At 69.6% G+C, this 14,778-nt stretch carries 13 protein-coding genes; 5 read left to right on the forward strand and 8 right to left on the reverse strand.

Annotated features, from left to right (window positions below; genetic code table 11):
- The first annotated feature begins 70 nt into the window (after nt 1–70).
- Together E0H50_RS30660 and E0H50_RS30665 are read left to right on the forward strand one after the other, a co-directional pair.
- Entirely contained in the window at nt 71–4,003 is a 3,933-nt protein-coding gene (locus E0H50_RS30660) for a Pls/PosA family non-ribosomal peptide synthetase (RefSeq protein ID WP_131294111.1), read from the forward strand.
- Nucleotides 4,003–5,307 (forward strand): M1 family metallopeptidase, encoded by a 1,305-nt coding sequence (locus E0H50_RS30665; RefSeq protein ID WP_131294113.1) that lies wholly within the window; start codon nt 4,003–4,005, stop codon nt 5,305–5,307. Before E0H50_RS30660 ends, E0H50_RS30665 begins: the two co-directional genes overlap by 1 nt.
- Here the strand turns inward: E0H50_RS30665 and E0H50_RS30670 are convergent.
- Nucleotides 5,304–6,170 (reverse strand): LysR family transcriptional regulator, encoded by an 867-nt coding sequence (locus tag E0H50_RS30670; RefSeq protein ID WP_131294115.1) that lies wholly within the window; start codon nt 6,168–6,170, stop codon nt 5,304–5,306. The genes E0H50_RS30665 and E0H50_RS30670 overlap by 4 nt on opposite strands.
- A 70-nt stretch (nt 6,171–6,240) precedes the next feature.
- Here E0H50_RS30670 and E0H50_RS30675 point away from each other — a divergent pair, with 70 nt between their 5' ends.
- Nucleotides 6,241–7,239, forward strand: coding sequence for a nitrilase family protein (locus E0H50_RS30675; RefSeq protein WP_131294117.1), 999 nt, complete (start codon nt 6,241–6,243; stop codon nt 7,237–7,239).
- 56 nt (nt 7,240–7,295) lie between these two features.
- Here E0H50_RS30675 and ispF read toward each other — a convergent pair whose 3' ends face one another.
- The 3 genes from ispF to E0H50_RS30690 are packed head-to-tail and all read right to left on the reverse strand — an operon-like array spanning nt 7,296 to nt 8,958.
- A complete protein-coding gene (ispF, locus tag E0H50_RS30680) occupies nt 7,296–7,766 on the reverse strand; it encodes a 2-C-methyl-D-erythritol 2,4-cyclodiphosphate synthase (protein WP_131294118.1) in 471 nt (156 codons plus the stop codon).
- Entirely contained in the window at nt 7,763–8,461 is a 699-nt protein-coding gene (gene ispD / locus E0H50_RS30685; protein WP_131294120.1) for a 2-C-methyl-D-erythritol 4-phosphate cytidylyltransferase, read from the reverse strand. The genes ispF and ispD overlap by 4 nt, the downstream gene beginning before the upstream one ends.
- An 11-nt stretch (nt 8,462–8,472) precedes the next feature.
- Nucleotides 8,473–8,958, reverse strand: coding sequence for a CarD family transcriptional regulator (locus E0H50_RS30690; protein ID WP_130446326.1), 486 nt, complete (start codon nt 8,956–8,958; stop codon nt 8,473–8,475).
- A gap of 265 nt (nt 8,959–9,223) precedes the next feature.
- Here E0H50_RS30690 and E0H50_RS30695 point away from each other — a divergent pair, with 265 nt between their 5' ends.
- Nucleotides 9,224–9,856 carry a hypothetical protein gene (locus E0H50_RS30695; protein WP_131294122.1) on the forward strand — a complete coding sequence of 211 codons (633 nt, stop codon included), beginning with the start codon at nt 9,224–9,226 and terminating at the stop codon, nt 9,854–9,856.
- A 96-nt stretch (nt 9,857–9,952) separates the two neighbouring features.
- On the opposite strand, the gene E0H50_RS30700 is transcribed toward E0H50_RS30695, so the two are convergent.
- The 3 genes from E0H50_RS30700 to E0H50_RS30710 form a co-directional block, all read right to left on the reverse strand.
- The gene (locus E0H50_RS30700; protein ID WP_131294124.1) at nt 9,953–10,972 is read right to left on the reverse strand and encodes an iron-siderophore ABC transporter substrate-binding protein; all 1,020 of its coding nucleotides are present in this window, start codon (nt 10,970–10,972) and stop codon (nt 9,953–9,955) included.
- Between the two features lie 80 nt (nt 10,973–11,052).
- Nucleotides 11,053–11,730: a response regulator transcription factor gene (locus E0H50_RS30705; RefSeq protein WP_130383318.1), complete on the reverse strand. Its 678-nt coding sequence runs from the start codon at nt 11,728–11,730 to the stop codon at nt 11,053–11,055.
- Nucleotides 11,727–12,944 carry a sensor histidine kinase gene (locus E0H50_RS30710; RefSeq protein WP_131294126.1) on the reverse strand — a complete coding sequence of 406 codons (1,218 nt, stop codon included), beginning with the start codon at nt 12,942–12,944 and terminating at the stop codon, nt 11,727–11,729. The genes E0H50_RS30705 and E0H50_RS30710 overlap by 4 nt, the downstream gene beginning before the upstream one ends.
- Nucleotides 12,945–13,140: 196 nt before the next feature.
- Here E0H50_RS30710 and phoU point away from each other — a divergent pair, with 196 nt between their 5' ends.
- The gene (gene phoU, locus E0H50_RS30715; RefSeq protein ID WP_131294128.1) at nt 13,141–13,848 is read left to right on the forward strand and encodes a phosphate signaling complex protein PhoU; all 708 of its coding nucleotides are present in this window, start codon (nt 13,141–13,143) and stop codon (nt 13,846–13,848) included.
- A 177-nt stretch (nt 13,849–14,025) separates the two neighbouring features.
- Here phoU and E0H50_RS30720 read toward each other — a convergent pair whose 3' ends face one another.
- Nucleotides 14,026–14,772, reverse strand: coding sequence for a phosphoglyceromutase (locus E0H50_RS30720; RefSeq protein WP_131294130.1), 747 nt, complete (start codon nt 14,770–14,772; stop codon nt 14,026–14,028).
- Nucleotides 14,773–14,778 lie beyond the last annotated feature (6 nt).

The following is a 14,778-nucleotide window of genomic DNA, read 5'->3' on the forward strand; positions in this document are numbered from 1 at the left end:
GGTTGATGGCTACACCTACGTGTTTGCTTCGGGTTGTCCAAGCCGTAACTGAGCGGCGTATTATCCGCCCGTGACGTTGCGACGCGGGGACCTGGCGACAGCCTCGCGGACGTTGGTGGACGTTCTCGAGGAGACGGCCGCCGTCCACGCCGACGAACCCGCACTCGACGACGGCAGCGTCAGCCTCAGCTATCGCGAACTGCTGGTGCAGACCACCAAGTTCGCCGGCCGCCTGACGGCGGCGGGCATCGGACCGGGCGACCGCGTCGGGATCCGGATCTCGTCAGGACACAACGACCTGTACGTCGCGATTCTCGGCACCCTGCAAGCGGGTGCGGCGTACGTCCCGGTCGACGCCGACGACCCGGAGGAGCGCGCCGAACTCGTCTTCGGTGAGGCCGCCGTCGCGGCCACGGTCGGTGACGAACTCGAACTCACGATCACCCGCCCGCAGCAGGCGCCGATGACCGACAACGACGCGGCCAACGGCTCCTTCGACTACCCGTACTCCGCCCGCATGGACGCGACGAGTACGACGGACTCCCCGCGCGGCACCACCGGACCGGAGCCGGCCGACGACGCGTGGATCATCTTCACCTCGGGCTCGACCGGCGTACCGAAAGGTGTCGCCGTCACGCACCGATCGGCGGCCGCGTTCGTCGACGCCGAGGCCCGCCTGTTCCTGCAGGACGAGCCGATCGGCCCCGACGACCGGGTCCTGGCCGGACTGTCCGTCGCGTTCGACGCGTCCTGCGAGGAGATGTGGCTGGCCTGGCGGCACGGCGCCTGCCTCGTCCCGGCACCGAGAAGCCTGGTCCGCACCGGCATGGACCTCGGCCCGTGGTTGGTTGCCCAGGGCATCACTATCGTCTCGACCGTGCCGACGCTGGCCGCGCTCTGGCCGCCGGACGCCCTCGACCAGGTCCGGCTGCTGATCTTCGGCGGCGAGGCCTGCCCGCCGGAGCTGGCCGAGCGTCTCGCGATCGAGGGCCGCGAGGTCTGGAACACCTACGGCCCGACCGAGGCCACCGTGGTCGCCTGCGCCGCTCAGCTCACCGGCGAAGGACCGGTGCGGATCGGTCTTCCCTTGGACGGCTGGGATCTCGCCGTTGTGGATGCCGCAGGCAACGAGGTGGCCGACGGCGAGATCGGTGAGCTGATCATCGGCGGCGTAGGCCTGGCCCGGTACCTCGACCCGGCCAAGGACGCCGAGAAGTTCGCCCCGATGCCGGCCCTCGGCTGGGACCGCGCGTACCGCAGCGGTGACCTGGTGCGATCCGACCCGTTGGGCCTGCTGTTCCAGGGCCGCGCCGACGAGCAGGTCAAGCTCGGCGGCCGCCGGATCGAGCTCGGCGAGGTCGACGCCGCGCTGCAGGCGCTCCCGGGTGTCTCGGGCGCCGCGGCCGCCGTGCGCAATAGCGCCGCGGGCAATCAGCTCCTCGTCGGGTACGTCGTACCGGACGAGGCCGTCACCTTCGACAACGCGAAGGCCACCGAGCGTCTGCGTGAGGCGCTGCCCGCGGCGCTCGTACCGCTCCTGGCGATCGTCGACACGCTGCCGACCCGGACCTCCGGCAAGGTCGACCGCAACGCGCTCCCCTGGCCGCTGCCCGGGATGGACAGTGACGGCCCGGCCGCGGAGCTGGACGGGACCGCGGGCTGGCTGGCCGAACGCTGGACGAAGATCCTCGGCGCCAAGGTCACCGGGCCCGACAACGACTTCTTCCTGCACGGCGGCGGCAGCCTCGCCGCGGCCCAGCTGGTGTCCGCGCTCCGCGAGCGGTTCCCGGATGTCACGGTCGGCGACATCTACGAGTACCCGCGGCTCGGCGCGCTCGCCGAACGGCTCGACGACTTCCGGCCGGCGACACTGGAGCCGGTCGCGCTCCGGGTGATCCGGCCGACCCCGAAGAGCACGCAACTCCTGCAGACCGCGCTGACCCTGATCCTGCAGACCGTCGTCGGCGTCCGCTGGCTGGTCTACGTGTTCACGCTGAACAACCTTCTCGCCGCGCTGATCGAGCCGCTCCCGTGGGCGCGGACCGTGTCGTGGTGGTGGATCCTGGCCGGCTGGCTGATCCTGATCAGCCCGGCGGGCCGGATGGGGATCGCGGTCGTCGGTGCCCGGATCCTGCTGCGCGGCCTGAAGCCAGGCACGTATCCGCGCGGCGGCAACGTCCACGTCCGGCTCTGGGCCGCGGAGAACCTTGCCGACGCGGCCGGTGCCGCCAACCTGGCCGGCGCGCCCTGGATCGCCTACTACGCTCGCGCACTCGGGGCGAAGATCGGCCGCGGCGTCGACCTGCACACGCTGCCGCCGGTGACCGGCATGCTCACCATGGGCCGCGGCGCCTCGATCGAGCCCGAGGTCGACCTGGCCGGCTACTGGATCGACGGCGACCAGCTGCACATCGGACAGATCTCCGTCGGCCCCGACGCGGTGGTCGGCTCCCGCAGCACTCTGCTTCCGGGCGCGGAGATCGGCCGCAGCGCCGAGATCATGGCCGGCTCGGCGGTCTCCGGCCGCGTCCCCGAGAACGAGCGCTGGTCCGGCTCCCCCGCGGCGCGGCTCGGCCGCGCGCGGCGCCCGTGGCCGGACCACCGGCCCGCACGCGCTCCTTGGTGGGTCGCGGCGTACGGCGCCCAGTCCGCGCTGATGTCCCTCATCCCGGTTGCCGGGGCCGCCGCGGCGTTCGTCGTCCTCGGGTACGCGGTGCGCGGCACCCAGACATTGCCGGACGCGGCACTGCACGCGCTGGCAGCGATCCCGCTGATGACGCTGGTCGGGTTCGCCACCATCACGGTCCTCACGCTGATCGGCGTACGGCTCCTCGGTATCGGGATCAAGCCCGGTCACTACCCGGTCCGGAGCCGGATCGGGTGGCAGGTCTGGGCGACCGAGCGGCTCCTCGACGCCGCGCGCACCCTGCTCTTCCCGCTGTACGCGAGCCTGCTGACGCCGTGGTGGCTGCGCGCTCTGGGCGCGAAGATCGGCCGCGACGTCGAGGCGTCCACGGTCCTGCTGCTGCCGAAGATGACGACGGTCGGCGAGGGCGCGTTCCTGGCCGACGACACGATGATCGCCTCGTACGAGCTCGGCGGCGGCTGGCTGCACGTGGCCGGCGCGAAGGTCGGTAAGCGCGCCTTCCTGGGCAACTCCGGGATGACGGCCCCGGGGCGGAGCGTCCCGAAGAACGGCCTGGTCGCGGTGCTGTCCGCGGCGCCGAAGAAGTCCAAGGCCGGTACGTCGTGGCTCGGTTCTCCGCCCGTGAAGCTCCGTCGTCAGGCGGTCTCGGGTGATCAGAGCCGCACGTTCAACCCGCCGTACAAACTCAAGGTCGCCCGCGCGCTGGTCGAGCTGTGCCGGTTCGTCCCGATGATGTGCACGGTGCTGATCGCACTCGGCGTGCTGTTCGCGCTGCAAGCCCTCGACCTCTGGCTCGGTCCGTGGTGGACGATGCTGCTGTCCGGCGCGGTCATCCTCGCCGCCGGCGCGGTCGCGGGCGGGATGGCGACGGTCGCCAAATGGGTCATCGTCGGCCGGACGAGAGCCGTCGAGTATCCGCTGTGGAGCTCGTTCGTCTGGCGCAACGAAGTCGTCGACAGCTTCGTCGAGCTGGTCGCCGCGCCCTGGTTCGCGAACGCCGCCGCCGGTACGCCGGTGCTCACGCTCTGGCTGCGGTCACTCGGAGCGAAGATCGGCAAGGGCGTCTGGTGCGAGACGTACTGGTTGCCGGAGGCGGATCTGGTCACCCTGGGCGACGGTGCCACGGTGAATCGCGGTTGTGTGCTGCAAACGCACCTTTTTCATGATCGAGTTCTCTCCATGAACACAGTCACCTTCGAAGCCGGGGCAACTCTCGGCCCGCACGGCATCGTCCTCCCGGCCGCCAGCGTAGGAGCAGGAGCTACCATCGGGCCGGTGTCTCTCGTGATGCGTGGTGAAGGTGTTCCGGCCGGTACGCGCTGGGCAGGGAACCCGATCGCTCCCTGGCAGGGCTGATGGTTGACCCGTATGTGCCCAGCCACGGAAGCACCGACTACAAGGTCGAGTCGTACGAACTCGACCTGGACTACCGGGTCAGCAGCAACCGGCTGACCGGCAAGGCGACGATCACGGCGTTCGCCACCCAGGCGCTCTCCCGGCTCAGCCTCGACCTGTCCGGGCTCCGGGTGTCGAAGGTGTCGGTGAACGGCCGCCGGCCGCAGCGGTACGTCCATCGCGGCGGCAAGCTGCACATCACTCCGGCGACGACGATCCCGGACGGCGCCGAGTTCTCGGTCGACGTCCAGTACAACGGGAACCCGAAACCCGAGGACAGCCCGTGGGGCGAGCTCGGCTGGGAAGAGCTCACCGAGGGCGTGATCGTCGCCAGCCAGCCGAGCGGTGCGGCGACGTGGTTCCCGTGCAACGACCACCCCGGCGACAAGGCGCACTACCGGATCTCGATCACCACGGACTCGCCGTACCAGGTCGTCGCGAACGGACGGCTGGTGTCGCGGCGGGTGAAGGCGAGTCGTACGACGTGGGTGTTCGATCAGGCTGCACCGATGGCGACGTACCTCGCGACCGTGCAGATCGGACGGTACGACGAGGTGGACCTGGCGGCCTCGCCCGTGACGATCAGGGGCGTGTTGCCGGCCGGGCGGAGCCGCGAGTTCCGGCACGACTTCGGGCGCCAGCAGGACATGATGAAGTTGTTCTGCCGGCAGTTCGGGCCGTACCCGTTCGGCGGATACACGGTCGTGGTCACCGACGACCCGCTGGAGATCCCGCTCGAGGCGCAGGGCATCTCGGTGTTCGGCAGCAACCACGTCGACGGCCGGAACGGATCGGAGCGGCTGATCGCGCACGAGCTGGCGCACCAGTGGTTCGGGAACAGCCTGACCCCGGCGAACTGGCAGCACATCTGGCTCAACGAGGGCTTCGCCTGCTACGCCGAGTGGTTGTGGTCGGAAGAGTCGCGCGGGCTCACCGCCGACCAGCAAGCGTCCAAGGCGCACACGCGGTTGAAGGGCCTGGCACAGGACCTGCTGCTGTCCGACCCCGGCCCGGACCTGATGTTCGACGACCGCCTCTACAAACGCGGTGCGCTCACCCTGCATGTACTGCGCAAGCACCTCGGCGACGACGCGTTCTTCGAACTCCTCCGTACCTGGACCAAGACCCACCGGCACGGTTCGGTCACCACCGCCGACTTCATCGCCCTGGCCACCACCTTCAGCCCGGACGAGGAGGCACTACGCCATCTGTTCGCCGCCTGGCTGGATTCCTACGAGCTCCCACCACTGCCCCGGAAACGCTAGCCGGCGCGTGCCACCTCGGCGGCGACTTTCACGAAGCGTTCGGTGAGCGGGGTTCTCGTGGCCCAGGCGGTGCCGGTCCACCAGGTGGCCGCGCGACCCGGGAGCGGAACCAGGCGGACCTCGGGCGCCGCGATCCGCTCGGCGGTCTGCGGTACGACGGCGGGCCCGGCACCGGCGGCGGTCAGGGCGAGGACGGTCTGCAGGTCCCCGGCTTCCTGGACTATGTGTGGGTGGCAACCAAGTTCGGCGTACAGGGTGTTGATCTGAGCGGTCAGGCCCGGTCCGCGATCCGGCGTCAGGCGGACCAGCGGGCGCGCGTCGATCCAGCCGACCAGGTCCCGCGGCAACTGCTGGTCGGCCGGTACGGCGAGGGTGAGCCGATCCCGTCGCAGCCGCAGGTGCTCGAGGCCGGGCGGCACCGGCAACCGGACGAATCCGATCTGCAAGCTGCCGGCCAGCAGCCGCTCGCACTGCACCGCCGACGACATGTCCTCGAGCGAGATGGTTACTCCCGGCCACCGGCTCCGGAACAGCGCCACCGCCCGCGGAGCCAGCTCGATCCCCGACAACCCGAACCCGATCGCGAGCGAACCCTCGGCCCCGGACGCCACCTGAACAGCCCGTCGCTCGAAGGCCTCGGAACGGTCCAGCAACTCCAGAGCGTCAGGAAGCAGCAGCTCCCCGGCCGGGGTCAACCGCGCGCCGTGCCGGCCCCGGACGAACAGGACAGAGCCGACTCGGCGCTCCAGCACCTGGATCTGCTTGGTCAGGGCCGGCTGACTGGTCGACAACTCCGCGGCCGCGGAGCCGAAGTTCCGCAACCTGGCCACCGTGACGAACGCCCGCAGCAGACGAAGATCCATAACCCCAGGATATGGAACAGCCCCGAATCGCTATTGGACGTCATAGGTGCTTCGGCGTTTCGATGGGCGTATGACGACCTTCCGCGCCGCTGTGGTCCAGTTCGAACCGACCCCTGACCAGCCCGCCGCGAATCTCGCGACCGTCGACCGGCTCGCCCGGCAGGCGGTCGGCGACGGCGCCAGGTTGATCGTGTTCCCGGAGATGTGTCTGCTCGGTTATTGGCACCTCCGGCGGCACACCGCGGCTCGGCTGCACGAGCTCGCCCAGCCGGCCGATGGACCGCTGGTCGACCAGGTCGTTGCTCTCGCCAAGGAGCTCGAGGCCGGGATCGGGGTCGGATTCCTCGAGGAGGCCGACGGCACGTTGTTCAACGCGTACGCCGTCTGCCTGCCGGACGGGACCGTTCACGTGCACCGGAAGCTGCATGCGTTCGAGCACGAGGAGATCGCGAGCGGATCGTCGTACACGGTGTTCGAGACGCCGTGGGGGTTCCGGGCCGGGGTGCTGATCTGCTGGGACAACAACCTGGTGGAGAACGTCCGGATCACCGCGTTGCTCGGCGCAACGGTCCTGATCGCGCCGCACCAGACCGGCGGGACGAACTCACGTAGCCCGCACGGGATGAAGCCGATCCCGCTCGAGGTGTGGACCAGCGGCGACCGCGCGGCGATCGAGGAGGCCTTCAACGGGCCGAGCGGACGGGGCTGGCTGATGCGATGGTTACCGGCGCGGGCGCACGACAACGGGATGTTCGTCCTGTTCAGCAACGGCGTCGGCCGGGACGACGACGAACTCCGGACCGGGAACGCGATGATCCTCGACCCGTACGGCCGCATCGTCGCGGAGACGCCCGTACCTGCCGAGGCCGTCGTCGTTGCCGACCTGGACCTGGAACTGGTGCCCCTGGCAACCGGCCGCCGCTGGCTCCGCGGCCGCCGCCCCGAGCTCTACGCCTCCCTCACCCAACGCGTCGGCAACGAACTAAACCCCCGAGCCGCCCGCTTCTCCCCCGACCCAGTGCCGTCTTTGAGCCCCCACCAACCAGAAATCGGCCCGGAAAACGGTTGATGCGTGCTCAAAGACGAGGCGGATGGTTGGTGGGTGCACAAAGCGGGTGGGGTGGGTCAGTAGATGAGGGCGGTGGCGATGGCGGCGATTCCTTCGCTGCGGCCGGGGAAGCCGAGGCCGTCGGTCGTTGCCGCACTCACCGAAACCTCGGCGTCGCAGGCGGCGGACAGCACCTTCTCCGCTTCCTCGCGGCGGGCACCGATCCGCGGGCGGTTGCAGACGACCTGCACCGTGACGTTGCCGATCTCGAACCCGGCCGCCCGCACCCGGCGCGCGGCCTCCGCCACCAGCACGACCCCGGCGGCACCGGCCCACTCGGGCTCGGCGGTCCCGAAGTTCGATCCCAGGTCGCCGAGCTTCGCGGCGGTGAGCAACGCCGTACAGATCGCGTGCGCGGCCGCGTCGCCGTCCGAATGACCTGACAGCCCGGCGGGCTCGTCCGGCCAGTGCAGACCGGCCAGCCACATCGGGCGGCCTTCCTCCAACGGGTGTACGTCGATGCCGTTGCCGACCCGTGGAACCTTCACGACATCCTCCGCTCCGCCAGCAGCGCCTCGGCGAGCAGCAGGTCCTGCGGCCGGGTCACCTTGAACGCGTCCGGCGAGCCCTCGACCGTCCGCACAGTCACCCCGATCCGCTCACACATCATCGCGTCGTCGGTCACGCCCGCGTCGGCACCGGCCGCATGCGCGCGCCGCAGCACGTCCGGAGCGAACCCTTGTGGTGTCTGTACGGCGACCAGCGTCGACCGATCGGGCGTGTCGACCACGTCACCAGTCGGCCCGACCCGCTTGATCGTGTCGGTCACCGGAACCACCGGTACGACGGCCTCGGCGCCGGCTCGCACCGCCGCCACCACCCGCTCGATCGCGTCGGCCGGGACGAACGCCCGCGCCGCGTCGTGGACCAGGATGCAGTCGATCCCGTCGACCGGCACCACATCCAGCGCCGCCCGCACCGAAGCGGGCCGCTCCGCGCCGCCGGCCACCACGATCAGCTGGGAGTCCCCGACGTACGGCGTGAGCTCCTTGCCGACCGTCTCCTCGGAGCCGGGCGGTACGGCGACCACGAAACAGACGAGGTCGGCGGCGGTCGCTGCCTTCAGCCCACGCACCGCGTGGACCAGCAGCGAGTCGCCACCGACCTCTCGAAACGCCTTCGGGGTCTCACCACCCAGTCGCAGCCCTAGCCCGGCCGCGGGAATCACGACCGCGCTACTCATGCTGAGCTACTTCAGGAGGCGAGAACCTCGTCGAGGATGGCCTCGGCCTTGTCCTCGTTGGTGTGTTCGGCCAGGGCCAGCTCGGAGACCAGGATCTGGCGAGCCTTCGCCAGCATCCGCTTCTCACCGGCGGACAGACCACGGTCACGCTCACGGCGCCACAGGTCGCGGACGACCTCTGCCACCTTCAGCACGTCACCGGAGTGCAGTTTCTCCAGGTTCGCCTTGTAACGTCGCGACCAGTTGGTCGGCTCCTCCGTGTGCGGCGCCCGCAGCACGTCGAAGACGCGCTCCAGACCGGCCTGATCCACGACGTCACGCACGCCGACGAGATCGAGATTGCACGCGGGGACCCGGACGACCAGGTCGTTCTGAGCGACGATCCTCAAGACCAGATAGGTCTTGTCCTCACCTTTGATCTGACGGGTCTCGATGTCCTCGATGACGGCCGCTCCGTGATTGGGGTAAACAACCGTCTCGCCGACTGTGAAAGTCATGTGTGAAGTGCCCCTTTCCGAGATCTATCCTACCACGCAGTCGGTGGTCCGGTTCGGGCGTTTGCGCTGGTCAGGGCCCATTTCCCGCCTTGACAAACGCTCTCTCACATGCCTCGTGCGCGCGCGCACCGTTGCTCTCGACATCACCGCGGCACCCCCGCGGCGGGGTCCCGGCGTCCGCCTCGCCGACCCCGAGGGCTACGCTGTGGGGCGCCGGAGGCCGCTGCCTCGCGGTCACGAAACAGCTTGCACGAGAGGGATTCCAGTGCCGATCACGTTGTCCTCGCGGTTCGCCCGGCGTACCGCGCTGGCGGGTGCCGCCGCCACTCTCAGTATCGCGCTGGCGGCGTGCAGCGCGAGCTTCTCCGCGCCGACCCTGCAGCCGTACCAGGCCGCCGAGGGCACCAACGTCGAGTCCGGCCAGGTGAAGGTCCGCAACATGCTGGTGCTGGCCGATGCCGACGGCAAGGGCGAACTGCACAGCGTGATCGTCAACGACGGCGACACCCCGGAGACCCTGGTCAGCATCCAGCAGGCCGCGCCCGGGACGGCGGACGGCCAGGCCGGCTCCGACCAGCCGGGCGAGGTCAAGTTCGCCGGCCTCACCGAGCCGCTGGAGCTGGAGCCGCACACCGCGCTGGTCCTGCCGGGCACCGGCACCGAGGCTCCGGCCGCCGAGACCACCCCGAGCGCCACCCCGACGGCGACGCCCACCGAGACTCCTTCGGCGCCGACCCCGGGTGCCGAGGAGGCCGGCCCGGCGATCATCGTGACCGGTGCGAAGCCGGGCCAGATGGTCAACGTGACCATCACCTTCGGCAGCGCGGCGCCGATCTCCGCCTACGTCCCGGTCCTCACCGACGACCACTACTCCCCGTCCCCGGCCGCGGCCGAGTAGTCCTTCAGAACGACAGAACGGGCCGCCCCGGCGCGGGACGGCCCGTTCTGCTTGGTACGACGAGCCTGTGGCCGAGGCTCGCCGTACCAGGTCTTCTCAGCCCTTGGCCGCCGAGGCTGCCTTCGAGAGGCCCGGGAGCACCTTGTCGAGCACCCACGGGACGCTCAGCACGCTGACCGCGCTCATACCGGAGATCACCTGCTGGTCCTGCAGCGCGTACGCGCCGCCGCTCTTGACCGCCTTCAGCGACGAGTAGACCGGGTCGGCGAGGAACTTCTGCGTCCCGATCCCGTCGACGTACGCGATCAGCACGTCCGCGTCGACGTCCGCGACCTTCTCCTTGCTGACCGTCAGCGAGAACTCCTTCTTCGTGTTGGTCTTCTCCAGCGCCTCAACCCCCGGCGCGTTCTTGAAGCCCATCTCGTTCAGGATCTGCACCCGGGGGTCACCCGGCATGTAGATGTAGTTCTCCGGGCCGAACGAGCCGACCGTGATGGTCTTGTCCTTGAACTCCGGGTGCTCGGCCGCGACCTGCTTGATCTTGTCCTGGATCCCGGTGATCAGCTTCTCCGCGTCGGCCTTCTTGCCGAGCGCCTCGCCGACCAGCAGCGTCTGGTCCTGCCAGGTGGTCTGCCACGGCGCCCCCGGGTACGCGACGGTCGGCGCGATCCCGCTCAGGGTCTTGTACGTCGCCTCGTCGAAGCCCTCGTACGGGGCCAGGATGACGTCCGGCTTCAGCGCCGCGATCTTCTCGAACGGGTACTTGTCGCCGGTGTCCAGCAACGTCGTCTTCGACTTGTCGAACTTGTCCGCGTCCCACGCGGTGGTGCCGTCGGCGGTCGGGCCGTAGGTGACCTTCGGCATCCCGACCGGGGTCTCGCCGAGCGCGTAGACCACGTCCTGGGCGTTCCAGCCGAGCGTGACGATCCGCTCGGGCTTCTTGGTGATCGTCGTGTCGCCGAACGTGTTCTTCAGCGTGACCGGGAACCCGGAGCCGGCCGTACCGGCCGAACTCTCGGCCTGCTTGTCGCCGTCACTTCCGCAGGCGGCCAGCGTGGTCGTGGCGAGCAGTACGGCGGTGACCGCACTGACGACCTTGGTACGGGACCAGGACATACGTGACTCTCCTTAGATTGCCTCAACTAAGGAGAGCCTAAGCTAACCCCGCTGGCCATCGCGACTCGCGGGGGTGTGACTCAGGACTCGAACTTGTAGCCGAGACCACGCACCGTGACGAGATGTGCGGGATTCGACGGATCCTTCTCGAGTTTCGAGCGCAGCCGCTTCACGTGCACGTCCAGGGTCTTGGTGTCGCCCACGTAGTCGGCGCCCCAGATCCGGTCGATCAGCTGACCGCGGGTCAGCACCCGGCCGGTGTTCCGCAGCAGCATCTCGAGCAGCTCGAACTCCTTCAGCGGCAGCCGGATCTCGGTCCCGGACACCGTCACCACGTGCCGCTCGACGTCCATCCGGACCGGTCCGGCCTCGAGGGTGTCCGGCAGCAGCTCGACGTCCTGACCACGACGCAGTACGGCGCGGACGCGGGCCAGCAGTTCGCGCGGGCTGTACGGCTTGGTCACGTAGTCGTCCGCGCCGAGCTCGAGCCCGACGACCTTGTCGACCTCGGTGTCCTTGGCGCTGACGATGATCACCGGGACGTTGCCCCGGCTGCGGAGCGCCCGGCAGACCTCCGTGCCGGACAGACCCGGCAGCATCAGGTCGAGCAGGACGATGTCCGCACCGGCGCGGTCGTACTCGTCCAGCGCGTCCGGCCCGGTCTCCGCGACGGCGACCTCGAACCCTTCCTTGCGCAGCACGTACGACAGCGCGTCGCTGTAGCTCTCTTCGTCTTCGACGACCAGCACTCGGGTCACGAAGCTGTCTCCTTTGTCTTCTGACCTGACGGGGTAGGCGTCAGGGGAACGGCCGGCTCCTCCTGGCTGGCGGAGTCGGTCTGGCCCGATGCGGGTTCGAGCCGCAACGGGAGTCTCACGGTGAAGGTGGAACCTTGGCCCTCGACACTCCAGACCCGCACGTCGCCGCCGTGGATCGAGGCGATGTGCTTGACGATCGAGAGGCCGAGACCGGTGCCGCCGGTCTCCCGGCTGCGGGCCCGGTCGACCCGGTAGAAGCGCTCGAAGACGCGTTCCAGGTCGCTGCTCGGGATGCCCACGCCCTGGTCGGACACGGTGACCTCGACCAGGTCCCCGATCGGGTGCGCGGCGACCGCGACCCGGGTGCCGTCCGGGCTGTAGTTGATGGCGTTCTCGACCAGGTTGCCGATCGCCATCGCCAACTGGTCCGCGCTGCCCAGTACCTCGAGCTCGGGCTCGGTCTTCACCACGATCTTGATGTCGCGGTCCTCGGCATCGATCCGGCAGCGGTCCACCGCGGTCTCGATCACCCCGTTGATGTCGACCGGGCCCGGATTCTCCAGCGGGTCGTCGCCCTGCAGCCGGGACAGCTCGATGATCTCCTTGACCAGCTGGCTGAGCCGGGACGCCTCGATCCGCATCCGGTCCGAGAACCGCTGCACCGCCTCCGGGTCGTCGGAGGCCTCCGAGACCGCGTCGGCGAGCAGGATCAGCGCGCCGACCGGGGTCTTCAGCTCGTGGCTGATGTTCACGGTGAAGTCCCGCCGGATCGCGTCCAGGCGGCGTTCGCGGGTGCGGTCCTCGACCAGCACCAGCACGAGCTGACTGCCCAGCGGCGCCACCCGGGCGCTGACGTACTGCGTGGCGCCCAGCCGGCCCCGGACGATCTCCAGGTCCTGCTGGCGGATCTCCCCGTCGCGGCGGACCTGCCGGACCATGGTCAGGATGTCGTCGACCACGAGCCGCTCACCGCGGACGATGCCGAGCACGTGCGCCGGGGCGCTGGCCTGGAGCACCTGGTCCTCGGGCCCCATCACGACCGCCGAGGAGCGCAGTACCGACAGCACTGTGGCGACCCCCGACGGTACGGCGGGCTCCGGGGACTCCGGGATCTTGCGCTGCGCCCGCTCGGAAAGCATCATCGCGCCGAGCGAAAGCAGGGCCAGGGCCGCGCCGATGACGCCGCCCAGCACCGCAGCCAGCGTGGGGTCCACGGCAACGATGCTACGCGGGCAACCAGCAGGGAAAGACCGAATGAGCACCGGATGACCGGGACACGACCTAACTGTTCATCGGTCGTTCACCACTCGTCGCCGTCCGGCAACCTCGACGCCGTACGGTCACCGGTGAGCGGGGTACCGTGCTGGTCTCCTCCGCGGCACCGGACACCACAGATCGGAATCGAACACCATGCGTGACACGTACCACGAGCAGCTCGACGACATCCTCGCCGAGCTGGAGCGGATGACGCGGACGGTGTCCACCGCCGTACGCCGGTCGACGTCGGCCCTGCTGGAGGCGGACATCCGCAAGGCCGAGGAGGTCATCGCGGCCGATATCCAGCTCGACGCCGCCGGTGAGGGTGTCGAGGAGAAGGTCTTCGAGCTGATGGCGCGGCAGTCGCCGGTCGCCAACGAGCTGCGGATGCTGGTCGCCGCGCTGCGGATGGTCGCCGACCTGGAGCGGATGGGCGACCTGGCCGCGCACGTGTCGAAGATCGCCCGGATGCGGTACCCGGCGCCGGCGATCCCGGCCGAGCTGCACGACGTGATCGAGTCGATGGGGTCCGTGGCCGGCAAGATGGTCGACGCCGCCGGTGACGTGATCGCGACCCGCGACGTCGAGGCCGCCGGCCGGCTCGAGGCCAGCGACGACGAGATGGACAAGCTCCGCTCGAACCAGTTCCGCCTGATGATGGACGAGCACTGGCCGCACGGCGTCGAGGTCGCCGTCGACATGGCGCTGCTCAGCCGCTACTACGAACGCATCTCCGACCACGCGGTCGCGATGGCCCGCCGCGTCGTCTACCTCGTGACGGGCGAGCTCCCGGTAGCCATCGGCGGCACCGCCGCCGGCTCCGGCGCCGGCGCCTCGGCCCCCAACCCCAACGGCAACTGACCCAACCCCCCAACGGCGCTCCCGGCAGACAGCTGCCGGGGGCGCCTTTTGCTTGTGCACCCATCCCGCTACTCGGGTGGGGAACGTCTGGCAGCGCCTAGGAAAGCGTGGGGGTGAACAGCAAATAACCTGTTCACCCCCACCGCAACGCCGGCTCTGGCACCAGAGGCGGTAGAGCTAGCGGCCCTGGTTCTTGACGGCTTCTATGGCGGCCTTGGCGGCTTGGGGGTCGAGGTATTCGCCGCCGGGGGTGAGGGGCTCGAAGTTGTCGTTGAGTTCGTAGTAGAGGGGGATGCCGGTCGGGATGTTGAGGCCGACCACGGTCTGCTCGTCGAGGTGGTCGAGGTGCTTGACCAGGGCGCGGAGCGAGTTGCCGTGGGCCGTGACCAGCACCGTCTTCCCGGCGCGCAGGTCCGGCACGATCGCGTCGTACCAGTAGGGCAGCATCCGCTCGACGACGTCCTTCAGGCACTCGGTCGCGGGCAGGATCTCCGGCGGCAGGGCGGCGTACCGCGGGTCGCCGGCCTGGTCGAACTCGGAGCCGCGCTCGATCGCCGGCGGCGGCGTGTCGTACGAACGGCGGAACAGCATGAACTGCTCCTCGCCGAGCTCCTCCAGGGTCTGCTTCTTGTCCTTGCCCTGCAGGCCGCCGTAGTGCCGCTCGTTCAGCCGCCAGGAGCGCCGTACGTCGATCCACTGGCGCCCGGCCTCCTCGAGCGCGATGTTCGCGGTGCGGATCGCGCGGCGCAGCACCGAGGTGTGCAGTACGTCGGGGAGCAGGTCGCGCTCGAGCAGCAACTGACCGCCGCGATGCGCCTCCTCGACGCCCTGGGCGTTCAGGTCGACGTCGACCCAGCCGGTGAAGAGGTTCTTGGCGTTCCAGTCGCTGTGGCCGTGGCGGAGCAGGATCAGGCGATAGGTCATACCCGC

Source organism: Kribbella sindirgiensis (genome assembly GCF_004331435.1).
GTDB classification, from domain to species: domain Bacteria; phylum Actinomycetota; class Actinomycetes; order Propionibacteriales; family Kribbellaceae; genus Kribbella; species Kribbella sindirgiensis.

Excerpts from the sequence above, each read along its gene's own strand:
- E0H50_RS30665 (WP_131294113.1), top strand. The coding sequence starts at position 4,003 with ATGGTTGACCCGTATGTGCCCAGCCACGGAAGCACCGACTACAAGGTC.
- E0H50_RS30670 (WP_131294115.1), bottom strand. The coding sequence starts at position 6,170 with ATGGATCTTCGTCTGCTGCGGGCGTTCGTCACGGTGGCCAGGTTGCGG.
- E0H50_RS30675 (WP_131294117.1), top strand. The coding sequence starts at position 6,241 with ATGACGACCTTCCGCGCCGCTGTGGTCCAGTTCGAACCGACCCCTGAC.
- ispD (WP_131294120.1), bottom strand. The coding sequence starts at position 8,461 with ATGAGTAGCGCGGTCGTGATTCCCGCGGCCGGGCTAGGGCTGCGACTG.
- E0H50_RS30690 (WP_130446326.1), bottom strand. The coding sequence starts at position 8,958 with ATGACTTTCACAGTCGGCGAGACGGTTGTTTACCCCAATCACGGAGCG.
- E0H50_RS30700 (WP_131294124.1), bottom strand. The coding sequence starts at position 10,972 with ATGTCCTGGTCCCGTACCAAGGTCGTCAGTGCGGTCACCGCCGTACTG.
- phoU (WP_131294128.1), top strand. The coding sequence starts at position 13,141 with ATGCGTGACACGTACCACGAGCAGCTCGACGACATCCTCGCCGAGCTG.
- E0H50_RS30720 (WP_131294130.1), bottom strand. The coding sequence starts at position 14,772 with ATGACCTATCGCCTGATCCTGCTCCGCCACGGCCACAGCGACTGGAAC.